This window comes from Saccharothrix deserti (genome assembly GCF_009769385.1).
Classification (GTDB): domain Bacteria; phylum Actinomycetota; class Actinomycetes; order Mycobacteriales; family Pseudonocardiaceae; genus Actinosynnema; species Actinosynnema deserti.
In genome coordinates this window covers 393,504-408,293 of record NZ_ML775961.1, presented here as the reverse complement: position 1 = coordinate 408,293, position 14,790 = coordinate 393,504, and the positions used below count along the sequence as shown (strand labels likewise).

General features: G+C 72.5%; 16 protein-coding genes. 4 read left to right on the top strand and 12 right to left on the bottom strand.

What is annotated here, in order from left to right:
• Positions 1-50 precede the first annotated feature (50 nt).
• A complete protein-coding gene (locus FM051_RS06645) occupies positions 51-1,379 on the top strand; it encodes an amidase family protein (RefSeq protein WP_158841900.1) in 1,329 nt (442 codons plus the stop codon).
• A gap of 364 nt (positions 1,380-1,743) precedes the next feature.
• Here the strand turns inward: FM051_RS06645 and FM051_RS06640 are convergent, their stop codons facing one another.
• From FM051_RS06640 to FM051_RS06600, 10 genes are all read right to left on the bottom strand, one after another.
• A complete protein-coding gene (locus FM051_RS06640) occupies positions 1,744-2,163 on the bottom strand; it encodes a hypothetical protein (RefSeq protein ID WP_158841687.1) in 420 nt (139 codons plus the stop codon).
• Positions 2,160-2,294: a hypothetical protein gene (locus tag FM051_RS53035; protein ID WP_274383491.1), complete on the bottom strand. Its 135-nt coding sequence runs from the start codon at positions 2,292-2,294 to the stop codon at positions 2,160-2,162. Before FM051_RS53035 ends, FM051_RS06640 begins: the two co-directional genes overlap by 4 nt.
• A 368-nt stretch (positions 2,295-2,662) precedes the next feature.
• A complete protein-coding gene (locus FM051_RS06635; protein ID WP_202918706.1) occupies positions 2,663-3,676 on the bottom strand; it encodes a hypothetical protein in 1,014 nt (337 codons plus the stop codon).
• A gap of 78 nt (positions 3,677-3,754) precedes the next feature.
• A complete protein-coding gene (locus FM051_RS06630; protein WP_158841898.1) occupies positions 3,755-4,906 on the bottom strand; it encodes an SPFH domain-containing protein in 1,152 nt (383 codons plus the stop codon).
• Between the two features lie 69 nt (positions 4,907-4,975).
• Positions 4,976-5,401 carry an NfeD family protein gene (locus tag FM051_RS06625; RefSeq protein ID WP_238412179.1) on the bottom strand — a complete coding sequence of 142 codons (426 nt, stop codon included), beginning with the start codon at positions 5,399-5,401 and terminating at the stop codon, positions 4,976-4,978.
• A 40-nt stretch (positions 5,402-5,441) separates the two neighbouring features.
• Complete coding sequence (locus FM051_RS06620; protein ID WP_158841686.1) at positions 5,442-6,266, bottom strand: DUF3097 domain-containing protein; 825 nt, start codon at positions 6,264-6,266, stop codon at positions 5,442-5,444.
• Between the two features lie 38 nt (positions 6,267-6,304).
• Entirely contained in the window at positions 6,305-7,087 is a 783-nt protein-coding gene (locus tag FM051_RS06615) for an aminoglycoside phosphotransferase family protein (RefSeq protein WP_158841684.1), read from the bottom strand.
• A 56-nt stretch (positions 7,088-7,143) separates the two neighbouring features.
• Entirely contained in the window at positions 7,144-7,620 is a 477-nt protein-coding gene (locus FM051_RS06610) for a GNAT family N-acetyltransferase (RefSeq protein WP_158841682.1), read from the bottom strand.
• A gap of 75 nt (positions 7,621-7,695) precedes the next feature.
• Entirely contained in the window at positions 7,696-8,490 is a 795-nt protein-coding gene (locus FM051_RS06605) for an SCO1664 family protein (RefSeq protein ID WP_158841680.1), read from the bottom strand.
• 13 nt (positions 8,491-8,503) lie between these two features.
• Entirely contained in the window at positions 8,504-9,070 is a 567-nt protein-coding gene (locus FM051_RS06600) for a DUF3090 domain-containing protein (RefSeq protein WP_158841678.1), read from the bottom strand.
• Positions 9,071-9,186: 116 nt separating this feature from the next.
• On the opposite strand from FM051_RS06600, the gene FM051_RS06595 reads away from it, so the two are divergent.
• On the top strand, positions 9,187-11,121 hold the full coding sequence (locus tag FM051_RS06595) for a prolyl oligopeptidase family serine peptidase (protein ID WP_158841676.1): 1,935 nt from the start codon (positions 9,187-9,189) through the stop codon (positions 11,119-11,121).
• A gap of 56 nt (positions 11,122-11,177) precedes the next feature.
• Positions 11,178-12,062, top strand: coding sequence for a S66 peptidase family protein (locus FM051_RS06590; RefSeq protein WP_238412177.1), 885 nt, complete (start codon positions 11,178-11,180; stop codon positions 12,060-12,062).
• Between the two features lie 211 nt (positions 12,063-12,273).
• Here FM051_RS06590 and FM051_RS50405 read toward each other — a convergent pair whose 3' ends face one another.
• Complete coding sequence (locus tag FM051_RS50405; RefSeq protein WP_202918705.1) at positions 12,274-12,873, bottom strand: hypothetical protein; 600 nt, start codon at positions 12,871-12,873, stop codon at positions 12,274-12,276.
• Positions 12,874-12,974: 101 nt separating this feature from the next.
• Between FM051_RS50405 and FM051_RS06580 the strand changes: the two genes are divergently transcribed.
• A complete protein-coding gene (locus tag FM051_RS06580; RefSeq protein WP_158841674.1) occupies positions 12,975-13,412 on the top strand; it encodes an Hsp20/alpha crystallin family protein in 438 nt (145 codons plus the stop codon).
• Between the two features lie 37 nt (positions 13,413-13,449).
• On the opposite strand, the gene FM051_RS06575 is transcribed toward FM051_RS06580, so the two are convergent.
• Positions 13,450-14,736, bottom strand: a complete 1,287-nt coding sequence (locus FM051_RS06575) for a glycosyltransferase family protein (RefSeq protein WP_158841672.1) — start codon at positions 14,734-14,736, stop codon at positions 13,450-13,452.
• Positions 14,737-14,790: the final 54 nt, after the last annotated feature.

The following is a 14,790-nucleotide window of genomic DNA, read 5'->3' as shown; positions in this document are numbered from 1 at the left end:
GCGCGCCAGGGGCTCGGCCGACCCGGTCCTGCCATAGAGTCCGGACATGGCTGCTGCGATCCGGCGCGCTCACCTCACGCGACCTCGTCGCCGAATGCCTGCGCCGCATCGACCGCTACGACCGCGGCCTCAACGCGTTCCGGCTCGTCTTCACCGACCGTGCCCTCGCCGACGCCGACCACGCCGACGCCCGCCGCGCCCGCGGCGAGGACGCGCCCCTGCTCGGCGTGCCCGTCGCGGTCAAGGAAGACCTCGCCATCGCCGGACTGCCCACCACCAAGGGCACCGCCGCCGTCGACACCACCGCGCCCGCCGACTCCGGGATCGTCCGCCGCCTGCGCGACGCCGGAGCCGTCATCGTCGGCCGCACCCGCATGCCCGAACTCGGCCTGTGGCCCTACACCGAGTCCACCTGGGCCGGCGCCACCCGCAACCCCTGGTCACCCGACCACTCGCCCGGCGGGTCCAGCGGGGGATCGGCCGCCGCCGTCGCCGCCGGTCTCGTCGGCGCCGCCATCGGCACCGACGGCGCGGGCTCCATCCGCATCCCCGCGGCGTGCACGGGCCTGTTCGGCCTCAAACCGCAACGCGACCGCGTCCCGCTCGACCCCGACCGCGACGTCTGGAACGGCCTCGTCGCCGCCGGACCCATCACCCGCCACGTCGCCGACGCCGCCCTGCTCCTCGACGTCCTCGCACCCGGGACCGACCACACCACCGCCGTCACCGACACCCGGTCACTGCGCATCGCCGTGTCCCTGCGCCCCTGGGGCCCCGGCATCCCCGTCGACCCCGAGGTCCGCGACGCCGTCCTCGACACCGCCGGGCTGCTCGTCGACCTCGGCCACGACGTCACCCGCGTCGACCCCGAGCAGCACGACCTCACCGGACCCGTCGGGTTCGCCGTCCGCTACCTCACCAGCGCCGCCACCACCGAACACGAACTCGACCGACCCGACCGGCTCGACGCCCGCACCCGCGCCGTCGCCGCCCTCGGCCGCTCCCTGCCCGCACCGGTCGTGCGCGCCGCCCTCGCCCAGACCGCGAAACTCACCGAACACGCCAACCGGATCTTCGGCGACCACGACCTGCTGCTCACCCCCGCGCTCACCCGCCCACCCCTGCGCATCGGCGAATGGGACCGCCGACCCACGATCGCCGCACTGCTCGCCGCCGACCGCATGACCACGTTCCTGCACCTGTGGAACGTCACCGGCAACCCCGCCGCCGCCGTCCCCGCCGGCCACACCCGCACCGGCCTGCCCCTGGCCGTGCAACTCGTCGGCCCCACCGGCGACGAACGCACCGTCCTCACCGCCGCCGGCCAACTCGAACGCGCCCGCCCCTGGACCGACCGCCGCCCACCCGCCTACACCTGACCCCGAGAGTCGAACCCCCAGCGTGGGCCGCCGCCAGCTCGGCGGCGTGCGCCGTCTCACGGGCGGCCAACGCCGCCGGGTACTCGGCGCGGTCGGACCGGTTGGCGGTCATGAGCCGGTGGTCCACCGAGAGCAGGTAGTCCACGACCACCAGCGCCCCGGCCACGCCGAGGCTGAGCAGGAACGAGAAGTCCAGGAGGCCACCTCCCGGGTACGGCACAACATGCCGAAGACGTGGGCGGATGCAGCAGGGCACGGATCACAGGTGCGGTTTCCTTTACGCCAGGCGGAGTTCCGGTCGTCGATGAGTGCTGGCGTGCTTATAGTCGCCTTCCCGGAACGGGTGGGGTGAAGCGTGTGCCCGTCAGGGACGGGTGGGTGTGCGGGCACGCACCGCGGCTGCGGCGGTGGCCAGCGGTTGGTCGGTGTGCGGGTCCAGCCCGCCGAGTGGGCCGGTGACCGGGGCTGCCGAGATCACGCCCGGTGCGGGGTTCGGGGCGCACAGCAGCGCCAGCGCCAGGCCCACCGCGGCCTTCGCGGCGTGCTCGGAGCGGTGCCAACAGGTCAGCCGGACCACCACACGCTGAACAGCCGGCCACCGCCAGGTGTGACCGTCCTCCGCGACCAGCAGCCACGGCAACGACGGCGGACCACCATCGCGGCCGTGCCCGACCCGGGTGGACACCCGGATGCCGGACACGACCGGTTCCGGGCGGGCGGCGAGCTGCGGCCGGAGCACGCGGACGACCAGCCCGGCCACGTCGACCGGCACCGGCAGGGTCACGACTCCCCGCCCGCGCCCAGGCCCTCCACGGTCGACCCGTTGGCCTCGGCGGCACGTTTGAGCAGCCCGTAACGGGCCTCCACTCGATGCGCTCCCGCGCGGCCAAGCGCTCGATGCCGAACAACCGCCACGAGGTGACCACGGGTTGGCGGACGAGTTCGACCGGTGACGTTGCGCGCCGAGCACGTGCCGCAGCCCGGTTCGGTAATGGGCACCTGGCCAGCGCACGGCTCCGCGTTCGTACCGCGCGATCCCGTGCGCATCGAGGCTGTACCGCTTCCCGGTGGTCTCCCACAGCCAGGCGTTGACCGCCTCGGCCAGTTCACGACGCGACATCGGTTCGTCAGGGAGAGCGCGGGACGGCGTGCTGGCGGAGATCCGGCCGTTGATCCCCGACGACGTCGAGGAAGACAGGCTGCGCCGCCTGCACGAGTGCGGGTCGCCCTCGCTCGAGTGCTGCCGACCTCGCTGCTGTCGGCCCGAGCGTCCCGCCCCGCGCCTACCGCTCCCGACGCGCCAACTCCGCGCGCAGCCGCTGCAACCACTCCGGCACCGACCCGCCCGACACCGCGCCCAACTCGGCCTCCACCACCTGCCGCAACACCTCGTCCGAGCCCTCGCCCAACTGCGCCAGCACGTCCGCCCGCACCGACGGCCACACGCCCACCCCGGCCGCCACGGCCCGCAACCGCGTGTACGTCTCCAACGCCGGGTGCGCCAGGAACGCCCGCCGCCGCAACTCCACCGCCCGCTCCACCCACCCCGCACGCAGGCACTCGTCCACACCCAGGTCCACCAACCGGGTCGCCGCGCCACGCCCACCCGTCGCCGCCAGACCGCGCCCCACCCACTCCAGCGCCTCCTCCGACCGGCCAGCGTCCCGCAGCACCGTCGCCACCTGCAGGTAGTGCCACCCCGACGACAGGTCCCTGGCCAGCACCAACACCTGCAGGTCCACGTCACCGGTGAACTCGGCCAACTCCTCCATCACCCGCAGCAACGCCCACCGCTCCCGGTCGTAACGCCCGGTCCGGCCGAACCCGATCACCGGCAGCCGCTCGAACCGCGCCACCGCCTCCGCCCGGTAGAACGCCAACCCGTCCTCACCCAACGACGACGCGTACGGCGCCAACCGCACCTCCGGCGGCTCGACGAACCCCGTCTGCAACTTCAGCAGCCACGCCGCCAACTCCCGCCCGTCCGGCGGCTCCGCCAGGCACGCCACCGCGTGCAGGTCCAACACCCGGTCCACCAACCCGGCCAACGCCGCACGGTGCCCCACACCCGGCGCGGCCGCCACCAGCACCTCGGCCAGCTCCTGCGCCACCACCCGGCCACCCGGACCGCTCCGCACGAGGGCCGACAGATCCGCCAACACCGACGCCAACTCGTCGAACCGCACCGACCACGGGACGTCGACCCGGGCCAGTGCGGCCGCCGCACGACCGGTCAGAACGTCCACCGCGACATCCAACCGCACACCGACCCACCCGGCGACGCGCCACCCGGACACCCGTCACGTGATCAACCACCGTGAACACGCCGAAGGGCGCCGGCGATCACGCCGACGCCCCCGAAACCGCGACCAAGATCACTCGTTCAGCGAGCGCGGCGGCTCCGTCTCCCCGGCCGTCTCCCCGGACTCCACCTCACGCACCGACGGACCGGACGCCAACGGGCTGTGCTCCAGCGGACCGGGCACCTCCTTGCGCGCCACCGCCTCCGCCGCCCGCACCGCCTCGGCCACCGCCGGGTCCGGCGCCGTGTCGAACCAGTCCGCCACCGCCGGGTCGTCCTCCTCCGGCGCGGACGTCGTCGGCTCCTCGTAGGCAGGGGGCTCGTAGCGGAACACCCCGTCCTCACCCGGCGCGCCCAGCATCCGCGCGAACCCCTCCAACGCCTTGCCGTAGTCCGACGGCACCAGCCACACCTTGTTCGCGTCGCCCTGCGCCATCTGCGGCAACGTCTGCAGGTACTGGTAGGCCAGCACCTCCGGCGTCGGCTTGCCCGCCTTGATCGCCGCGAACACCTTCTCGATCGCCTTCGCCTGACCCTGCGCCTGCAGGTAGCGGGCCGCCCGCTCGCCCTGCGCCCGCAGGATCCGCGACTGCCGCTCCGCCTCCGCCGCCAGGATCGCCGCCTGCTTGGCGCCCTCGGCCTGCAGGATCTGGCCCTGCTTCTGGCCCTCCGCGGTCTTGATCGCCGACTCCCGCTGGCCCTCGGCGTTGAGGATCATCGCGCGCTTCTCCCGGTCCGCGCGCATCTGCTTCTCCATCGAGTCCTGGATCGACGGCGGCGGGTCGATCGCCTTCAACTCCACCCGCGCCACCCGGATGCCCCACCGCCCGGTCGCCTCGTCCAGCACACCGCGCAACTGGTTGTTGATCTGGTCACGCGACGTGAGCGTCTCCTCCAGGCTCATCCCGCCGACCAGGTTGCGCAGCGTCGTGGTCGCCAACTGCTCCACACCCACGATGTAGTTCGAGATCTCGTACACCGCGGCACGCGGATCGGTCACCTGGAAGTACACGACGGTGTCGATCGACACCGTCAGGTTGTCCTGCGTGATCACCGGCTGCGGCGGGAACGACACCACCTGCTCGCGCAGGTCGATCCGGGCACGCACCCGGTCGAAGAACGGCACCAGGATGTTCAACCCGGGCGCGGCGGTGGTGCGGTAGCGGCCCAGCCGCTCGATCACCGCGGCCGTGGCCTGCGGGATGACCAGCACCGACTTCACCATGACTACCAGCACGAACAGCACCAGGACCGCGATGACGATCAGCGTGGTGGTCAACTCTCCAGCCTCCACTCAGGCCCCGGACAGCACCACTGCGGTCGCGCCCGAGATCTCGACAACAGTGACTTCGGCGCCGGGCTCGATCACCTCGCGGTCCAACGACCGCGCCGACCACACCTCGCCACCGATCCGCACCCTACCGCCGTGGCCGTCCACAGTGGACACGACGATCGCCGTGCTGCCCACCAGGGCCTCCACGCCCGACTTGTGGCCCGTGCCCAACGCCATCCGGCGTTTGATCGCGGGCCGCGCGCCCACCACCAGCCCCAGCGACACGATCCCGAACACGATCGCGCTGACCACCACGTCCGCGCCCAACGCCGACGCACCCGCCGCGCCCAGGGCCGCCAGGCCCAGCATGACCAGCACGAAATCGCCCGAGAGGATCTCGGCCGCCACCAGGACGACACCGAGGATCAACCAGATCAGCGCGGCCACACGTCCATACTCGCACCTCGCCGGGTCGGGGTGGGGCGTTTCACCCGAGTGCAGGGTCCGTCACGAAGTCGATCAACCGCTCCACCGCGCCGATCAGCGGCGTCTCCAGGTCCCGGAACCCCGACACCCCGGCCAGCACCCGACGCCAACCCTCCCAGGTCTCGCCCCAGCCCAGCGCCTCGCACACCCCTTCCTTCCACGGCACGCCACGCGGCACCACCGGCCACGCCGCGATCCCCACCGACGCCGGTTTCACCGCCTGCCACACATCCACGAACGGGTGACCGGTGACGAGGACGTGGTCGTCGCGGATCGCGGACACCAGCCGCGACTCCTTGCTGCCCTCCACCAGGTGGTCCACCAGCACGCCCAGCCGCCGCCCCGGACCGGTGCCGAACTCGTCGATCCGGTCGGCCAGCACGTCCACCCCGTCCAACGGCTCGACCACGACGCCCTCCACGCGCAGGTCGTGACCCCACACGCGTTCCACCAGTTCGGCGTCGTGCAGGCCCTCCACCCAGATCCGGCTGTCGCGCGCCGTGCGGGCCCGCAGCCCCTCGACCTTCACCGAACCCGACGCCGTCCGCGCCGGTTTCATCTGGGCGGGTTCGGCGGCGGCGGGCGCGGGCCGCACCAGCGTCACCGGGCGGCCGTCCACCAGGAACCCCGCCGGCCGCAGCGGGAACAGCCGGTGCCGGCCCTGACGGTCCTCCAGCACCACCTGCCCGTGCTCGAACCGCACCACCGCGCCGCAGAACCCCGACGCCGGGTCCTCCGCCACCAGCCCGACCTCGGCCACCACCTCGGGCACCGTCTTGCGCTTGCGGCCCGACAGCACGTCGCGGCCGTAGTCGTGTGATCGCACGGCCGGCGACGTTACCGGCCCGGGACGCGTGAGCGCGGCTACGCCGTGCGGTCGGCGGCGGACGGGTCGGCAGACCGGGCGACGGACGGGTGGTCCGGGAAGAACCCGGCGAACACCTCGCACCACGCCGCCAACCGGTCGCCGTCCACCACCGCGGACATCCGCCCGATCCCTTCCCGCAGGTCGGGGTAGGAGTAGGCGAAGTCGACCGCGTCGACCGCCGGATCACCCACGCACGCCCGCGGATCGATCGCCACCAGACCCCGCGCGCCCGCGTCCAGCACGTTGCGCAGGTGCAGGTCGCCGTGCAGCAACGTCGGCGTCACCCGGTCCCGGGCCAGCTCCGCCGCCTTCTCGTGCGCGGCGTCGTGGTCGCCCGGGTATCGCGCACGCAGCACCCCGAACACGAAGTCCACCCGCTCCGACAACGGCGGGAACCCGTCCGGCGGCGGAACGCGCAGCCCGCGCAGCACGTCGAGCAGCTCCGCACCGTCCGGCTCCGGGCCGTCGGCCGCGGGCGTCCCCGGCGCCAGGCCCTCCAGCAGCAACGCCCCACGCGCCGGATCCGCCGCCAACACCCGCACCACCCGCGGCGACGCCTCCCACGCCCGCAGCGCCGCGTGCTCCGCGACCGCGAGCGCCGGCTCCGGCGTCACCTTCAGCACCACCGGCACACCGGCCCGGTCGCACAACACCGTGTGCGACGTGCCACCGGAGAACGGCCGCACCACCTCCAGGCCCCAGTCCCGGCACAACCCCGCCACCAGCGACGGCAGCCCGTCCAACCACGACCGCACCCCCACGCCGAAACGCCGCGTCATGCGGTCCTCCAGCGTCGTCCCAAGCCTGGCCGGCAACGGTCCGGTCGGCGGTCCGGTCATCGGCGGTCCAACCTGAAGATGAACTCCTCCACGTCCTCGCCCCGCCCCTCGGCGAACCCGACGTCCTCGCCGACCGCGACGAACCCGCACTTCTCCAACACCCGCAGCGCACCCAGGTTGTCCACCACCGCCCGCGCGTACAGCGGTCGCAGCGGCTCGGCCTGCAGGAACAACTCCAACGCCGCCGTCGCCAGCCCTTCACCCCAGTGCGCCGGATCGATCCAGAAACTCACCTCGGGCTCACCGAACTGCGCCGACCGCAGCACGTGCCCCACCACCACGCCGTCGAACACGACCGTCCGCGCCACCACCTGCTCGTCGGCCAGGATCCGCGCCCACCGCACCAGGAACGCCCCCCGGTCCGTCGGATCCGCCGAGGTGAACGCGGCCATCCGCACCGCCTCCGGATCGCACTGGTGCTCGAAGAACATCAGCACGTCGGCCGCGGTCACCTCGCGCAGTTCGACGTCCACGCGGCAAGTAGACCGCACACACCCTCGGTGCCAGAAGATCCCCCCGGACGGGATCCACCCGCGCGATCCCGCCGGTCAGAACGCCGGCCAGGGGATCGCCGGCCAGTCGTTCGACGGCTCCGGGTACACCCCGGACGCCAGCAGCTTCTCCACCCGCTCCGTCAACGCCCGCACCTCCACGCGCGTCAGGTGCTCACCCAGCCGGTCGGCCAACCCGCCGTCCAGACACGACCGCAGCCGCCGCAGCGCCTCCACCGCGTCCTCCGGCAACGCCTCGCCCAGCCACCCCCACAACACCGTGCGCAGCTTGTCGTCGGAATGCAGGCAGATCCCGTGGTCCACCCCGTACACACCGCCGTCCACCGCGTGCAGCACGTGCCCGCCCTTGCGGTCGGCGTTGTTCACCACCACGTCGAACGCCGCCATCAACCGCACCCGCGGGTGGTCGGCGTGCACCAGCACCGCCGGATCGCCGTACCGGTCGTGCGCCCGCAGCACCGAACGCCACCCCGGCCGCACCTGGTCCACCGGCACGATGTCCACCAGGTCGTCGTCCTCGCGGGTCTCCACCCACAACTGCACCATGCCCGACCCGAACGGCCCCGCACGCAGCACCGTCGGCGGCACGATGTGCACCCCCGCCGCCTCCGACACCAGGTAGGTCGCCACCTCGCGGCCCGCGAGCGTGCCGTCGGGGAAATCCCACAACGGGCGCTCGCCGCGCACCGGCTTGTAGACGCACTGCGCGGTCACGCCCTCCAGGCTGATCTTGCAGAACAACGTCGCGTTCGACGCGTCCACCAACCGGCCCTCGACCTCGATGCGACCGCGCTGCAGTAAGTCGAGCACCCCGTCGTCGCCAGGACTCACGCCCACGTCCGGCTCAGCCCTCGTCCGAGCGACGGTAGCCGTTCTGCCTCGGGCAGACGTGGCCCTCGGGGTCCAGCGGCTCCGAGCACAGCGGGCACGGCTTGCGGCCCGCCCGCACCACCCGGTCGGCGCGTTCGGCGAACGCCCGCGCCTCCACCGGGGTCAGGAACACCCGCACCGCGTCCGGCCCCTCCTCGGTGTCGTCGAGGACCACCGCCTCGTCGACCTCCTCCTCGGTGATCGCGAGCAGTTCGATGACCACCGCGCGGGACTCGGCGTCCCAACCCAGCCCCATCGTGCCGACCTTGAACTCCTCCTCGACCGGCACCGTCAGAGGTTCGGTGTCCCGGAGGTCTTCGGGTACCGCCTCGGGGACCTCCGCGCCGAACCGCCGGTGCACCTCCTCCAGCAGCGAGCCGATGCGCTCGGCGAGTACGGCGACCTGTTGCTTCTCCAGCGCTACGCTGACCAGCCTGGCCTCCTCGGAGGCCTGCAGGTAGAACGTGCGCTCGCCAGGCTGCCCGACTGTGCCGGCGACGAACCGGTCGGGCTGGCGGAATACGTGGATGACGCGTGCCATGACAACGACGACCCTAGGCCACGCGAGCAAGATCGGCAGCCCTGCCCCCCGGGTTTTCGTCAACTGCGTTCGATCGGCGCTGACCCGCCCCCGGACACCCCTATAGGGTCGGCCGCGTGGTGAAGATCGCACCGTACGGAACGTGGACATCGCCCATCGGCGCGGCCGACGCCGCCGCCGCAGGTGGGGGCCTGCAGTGGGTCGACCTGCACAACGGTCGACCCTGGTGGGCCGAGGGACGCCCCGCCGAGGACGGCCGGGTCGCGCTGGTGCGCGACGGGCAGGACCTGCTGCCGCCGCCGTGGAACGTCCGCAACCGCGTCCACGAGTACGGCGGGCGGCCGTGGGTCGTGCTGGACACCCCCTCGGGAACGCGCGTGGCCTTCACCAACTGGGACGACCAGCGGATCTACGTGTTCGACCCCGACGACCCGCAGCCCGTGCCGCTCAGCCCGACGCCCGCGCGGCACCACGGCTACCGCTACGCCGACCTCACCGCCGGACCCGGACACACCGAGGTGTGGTGCGTGCGCGAGACCGTCACCGGCGACGCGCGCACCGACGTGCGGCGCGAACTGGTCGCGCTGCCGCTGGACGGCTCCCCGGTGCGGGTGCTGGCCGCCAGCCACCACTTCATGACCGGGCCCCGGCTCTCGCCCGACGGCCGCCACTACGCCTGGATCGGCTGGGGCCACCCCCGCATGCCGTGGGACGGCACCGAGCTGTGCGTCGCCGAGGTCGGCTCCTCCGAGCACCGGGTCCTCGCCGGCGGTGTGACCGAGGCCGTGTGCCAGGTCGAGTGGGAAGTGCCCGCCGTAGCCGGTCAGACGCCGGCGCTGCTGGCACTGACCGACCCCGACGGCTGGTGGAACCTGTTCCGCATCGGCCTGGACGGCACGTCCAAGAACCTCGCGCCGTGTGCGGAGGAGCTGGGCGGGCCGATGTGGCGGCTGGGCAACCGGTGGTTCGCCACCATCAGCCCCGGCCGCTACGCCGTGCTGCGCTCCGGCGCGCTGGCGGTGCTCGACGAACGCAGCGGCACCGTCACCGACATCGACGTGGACCTGCCCGTGTGGCACGCGCACCTCGCCGTGCACGACGGCGTCGTGGTCAGCGGCGCCGCCGGACCGCTGGCCGAGTCCGCCGTGGTGTCGCTGGACCTGTCCACCGGCACGCTCACCTCGCACACCCCGGTCGAATCGCCGTTCCCGGAGGAGTACCTGCCGGTGCCGGAGGAACGCGTCTTCACCGGCCCCGACGGCGACGTCCCCGCCTACGTCTACCCGCCGCGCAACCCCGGCTTCACCGGGCCCGCCGACGAGAAGCCGCCTTACGTCGTGCACGTCCACGGTGGGCCCACCGGCCGGTCGTCGCCCGTGATGGACCTCGACCTGGCGTACTTCACCAGCCGCGGCATCGGCGTGGTGGCGGTCAACTACGGCGGCTCCACCGGCTACGGGCGGGCGTTCCGGGAACGGCTGCGCGAGCAGTGGGGCGTGGTCGACGTCAACGACTGCGCCGCCGTCGCCCAGGCGCTGGCCGACGAGGGCACCGCCGACGGCCACCGGCTCGGCATCCGCGGCGGCAGCGCCGGCGGGTGGACCTCGGCGGCATCGCTGACGTCGGTGAAGACCTACCGGTGCGGGATGGTCGCGTTCCCCATCCTCGACCTGGTCGGCTGGACCGGTGCGGGCGGCGAGACCCACGACTTCGAGTCGCGGTACGTGGAAGGCCTGGTCGGGCCGTGGCCGGCGGCGGCCGACCGGTACGCCGAACGGTCACCGTCCAACAAGGTCGACCGCCTGGCCGGGCCGGTGCTGCTGCTGCAGGGCCTGGAGGACGAGATCTGCCCGCCCGAACAGGCCGACCGGTTCGCGAGCGCACTCGACGGCACCGGCATCCCGCACGCCTACCTCACGTTCGAGGGCGAACAGCACGGGTTCCGCAAGGCCGAGACCATCGTCGCCGCGCTGGAAGCCGAGCTGTCGTTCTACGGCCAGGTCTTCGGCTTCACCCCCGAGGGGATCCCCGTCCTGGAGTTGCGCCGGTGAGACCGGCCGCACCGGAGGCGGCCACCGCAGCCAGGACCCCCGCCGGGACCCCTGCTGTGGCCCCTGCTGTGACCCCTGCCGGTGCCGCCTCCGGTCAACCGCCGCTGCTGCGGCCGGGCGACCGGGTCACCGTCGTCAGCCCGGCCGGGCCCGTCTCCGCCGACCTCCTCGACGCCGGCACGACCTGGCTGCGCAAATGGGGCCTGGACGTCCGGCTCGACCCGAACGTCCTCGACATCCACCCGACCCTGCCCTACCTCGCGGGCCACGACGCCGACCGCGCCCGTTCCTTCGAACAGGCCTGGCTCGACCCGTCGGTGGACGGGGTCCTGTGCGCCCGCGGCGGGTACGGCAGCCTGCGCATGGTCGACCTGGTCGACTGGACCGCCGTCACCGCGCACCGCAAGGTCTTCGTCGGCTCCAGCGACACCACCGCCCTGCACGAACGGTTCTGGCAGCACGGCACACCGACCTGGTTCGGGCCGATGATCGCCACCAGGGCGTTCGTCGAGGACACCACCGCCCGCGAACGACTCCACCGCGCCCTGTTCACCGGCGTGCCGTCCTACACCGGCGTCGGCATGGCTCCCGGCACAGCACGCGGCGTCGCGGTCGGCGGCAACCTCAGCCTCCTCGTCGACCCGCCGCCCGACGGCGCGATCCTCCTGCTGGAGGACGTCAACGAAGAGCCCTACCGCCTGGACCGGATGCTCACCGGCCTGCTGCGGTCCGGGTGGTTCGCCCCGGTCGCCGGGCTGGTCCTCGGCTCGTGGACCGGGTGCGGCGACGCGTCCGCCGTGCTCGCCGACCGACTGGGCGGACTCGGCGTGCCGATCGTCGCCGACGCAGGCTTCGGGCACTGCGACGGCCAACTCACCGTCCCGCTCGGCGTGCCGGTCGAGATCGACGGCGCCACCGGTGCGGTCACCGTGGGCGGGTGAGGCCGGTCTTCCGGGCACGACTCTTCCGGGCACGACGACGCCAGCCGCACGCTTCGAAACTCCGGCATCCAGCTACCGACGCCACACCACCCCCTACCCGGTCACCGCGCCGAACACGTGGGTACACACCCCACTTCTGCCCGCCACCGACAAGTTGCGCCGCTCGAAGCCACCCGGACTAGGCGCGGTCGTCCCGCAGTGTCTGACCTCCTTACAGCGTCTGACTGTCACGCGGCGGCTGGTTGTCCCGCAGCGTCTGTGTCTGCGTGTCCCGCAGTGTTTGGGTGTCGCGTCGCACCTCCTCCGCCCGGTCGCTGACGGCCTGGATCTCGTCGGCCAACCCCGGATTGGTCGCCCGGACCTTGCCCAAAGCCGCCATCAAGGGCCCGAGCAGCGCGACGGCGTCGTCCTCCGCCAGCGCCTCGCGGACCACCACGTCCACCCGCCCCACCTGACCGGCCAGGCTGCGCAGTGACGCGGCGTTGTCGCGCGCCCACTGCGACACCGCGCGGTCGGCCGCCCGCTTGTCCCGCTCGGCGCGCACCCGTCCCTCGGCTGTCGCGCCCAATTCCGACGGGCGCAGCCTCAGGTACCGGCGCTCGGCGGCCTGTCGACTGGCCACCCCGAGCGCGGGCGCGAGCTCGGCCCAACTCGTGCCCAGCTCACGCGCCGCGGCGATCAGCTGTGGTTCCCATCCGGCCAGCTCACCGCGCAGTTGCCGCAGGAGGACCAGTGCGGACAACACCTGCCCCGCACTGAGGTCGTCTCCAGTGGCCGCCTCGCGGACGGTCTCGTAATCTCCGATCGCCATGACGTCAACTTACCGACGACATCCGGTGTTGTCAACGATATGACGACGTGGTAGAACTGGTGTCGACAGCGCATTGACCCGAAAACCAGGAGGTGTTCCCGATGTTGATGCGCACGGACCCGTTCCGGGAGCTGGACCGGCTGGCGCAGCAGTTCTTCACCGGACCGGGCACCTGGTCGCGGCCCACACCCATGCCGATGGACGCCTACCGCGCCGGGGACGAGTTCGTCGTGGAGTTCGACCTGCCCGGTGTCTCGCCGGACGCGATCGACCTCGACGTGGAGCGCAACGTGCTCACCGTGAAGGCCGAGCGGCGCCCGCACCGGACGGAGGAAGAGGTCGAGATGCAGCTGTCCGAGCGGCCGCTGGGCGTGTTCTCGCGCCAGCTGTTCCTCGGCGAGTCGCTCGACGTCGACCGGATCAAGGCCGACTACAACGCCGGCGTGCTGACGCTGCGCATCCCCGTCGCCGAGAGGGCGAAGCCGCGCAAGATCAGCATCGGTCAGACCGAAGGCACGACGAAGGAGATCAACGCCTGACGACCGACCGCCGTCGGATACCGGATGTGCACCGGGTCTACGGCAGGTAGGCCCGGTGCACGTCGTCCACCGACCACAACCACCGCGACGCCCCGACCGGCAGGGCCCACATGCGGCGGTAGTGGTCGACCATCGCGGTCTCGAAGTCCCAGCGGCGCTCGACCAGCCGTGCCGCGCCCTCGACGATCTCGCCCAGGTCGGCGCTGATCCTCTCGAACGACATGCTCGGCGAGCGTGGACCGTCGTCGTCCACCGGCTCCGGGTCGGGACCGAACAACGTGTAACAGGGGAACCGCGACACATCCGGCAGGACGCTGTAGAAGGGGGTGCCAGGGAAGTAGTACTCGGGCCACTTGTTGCCCGAGATCGTCAACCACGGGGCGCCGACCGCGAGGGCGGCCATCCCGAACCCGGTGTGCGGCGACACCAGCACGTCGCTGCCCGCCACGGCACCCAACTGGTCGAGCAGCGGCCGGTCCACCACGCTCACGGACCGCTCGACCGAGGCGACCAACCCGGCGAACTCGTCCCGGCCGAAGCTGGTGCTGGTGCGGCCGTCGTCGTTCAGCTTGCCGACGAACAGGAACTCCACGCCGGGGAACCGTTCGGCGAGGGCGTCGAGCACCAGACGCCACGACCGCACCGACGGGTACAGCTCGCGCGGCGAACTGCCTCCGGGCAGCACGGCGATCCGCACAGGCTCGGACGCCGAGGCGGACGTGGTGTGCCCGGACGACGGTCCGATCGCAGTCGAGTCGGCTGCACTCGAGTCGGCTGCCGTCACAGTGGCTCGGGCTGGACTGGCTGCGGTCGCAGTGTCTGCGGCCGGACCGGCCGGGACTTGAGTGGGACTGGCTGGGGCTCGAGTGGCTGCGGCTGGACTGACCGGGGCTGGACTGGCTGCGGGGCGGGTGGCGGCGATCGGCAGCCGCAGGTGCCCGCCGCGCTGGTACGGGAACGTCGCGGTGCCGGGCCGCAGGTAGGCCCGCGCGTCGTCGTAGTACCGCGCCAGGCCGGGGAAGGAGGAGCGTTGCCAGGCCTGACTGGCGCGTTCGTCCTCGACGATCTGGTCCCAGTCCGGCGCGATGGCGCCGAGTTGGGGTCGGAAGTCGACGGTGCCGTCGAAGACGTCGACGTCGACCGGGTACACCTCGTCGATGAACGGGCTGATCTCGGCCAGTTCGCACGGGGTGGCGGAGTTCAGCACGACTCCGATGCGCAGGTCGGGGTTGGCCAGGCGGTAACCGTGGCAGCGGTGCACGGCCTCGATGGCGTGGCCGACCGGATGGCAGTAGACGAAGTTGACCAGGAGGGAGCCCGACACGACGTGATCATGAGCGGAAACCGGTGGCTCGTGCCACCCGATTTCCGCGAGGAT

What these genes read in the sequence shown, in the direction of transcription:
- FM051_RS06630 (WP_158841898.1), bottom strand. Translation starts at nt 4,906, where the DNA reads ATGGTGAAGTCGGTGCTGGTCATCCCGCAGGCCACGGCCGCGGTGATC.
- FM051_RS06615 (WP_158841684.1), bottom strand. Translation starts at nt 7,087, where the DNA reads ATGACGCGGCGTTTCGGCGTGGGGGTGCGGTCGTGGTTGGACGGGCTG.
- FM051_RS06600 (WP_158841678.1), bottom strand. Translation starts at nt 9,070, where the DNA reads ATGGCACGCGTCATCCACGTATTCCGCCAGCCCGACCGGTTCGTCGCC.
- FM051_RS50405 (WP_202918705.1), bottom strand. Translation starts at nt 12,873, where the DNA reads ATGGCGATCGGAGATTACGAGACCGTCCGCGAGGCGGCCACTGGAGAC.
- FM051_RS06580 (WP_158841674.1), top strand. Translation starts at nt 12,975, where the DNA reads ATGTTGATGCGCACGGACCCGTTCCGGGAGCTGGACCGGCTGGCGCAG.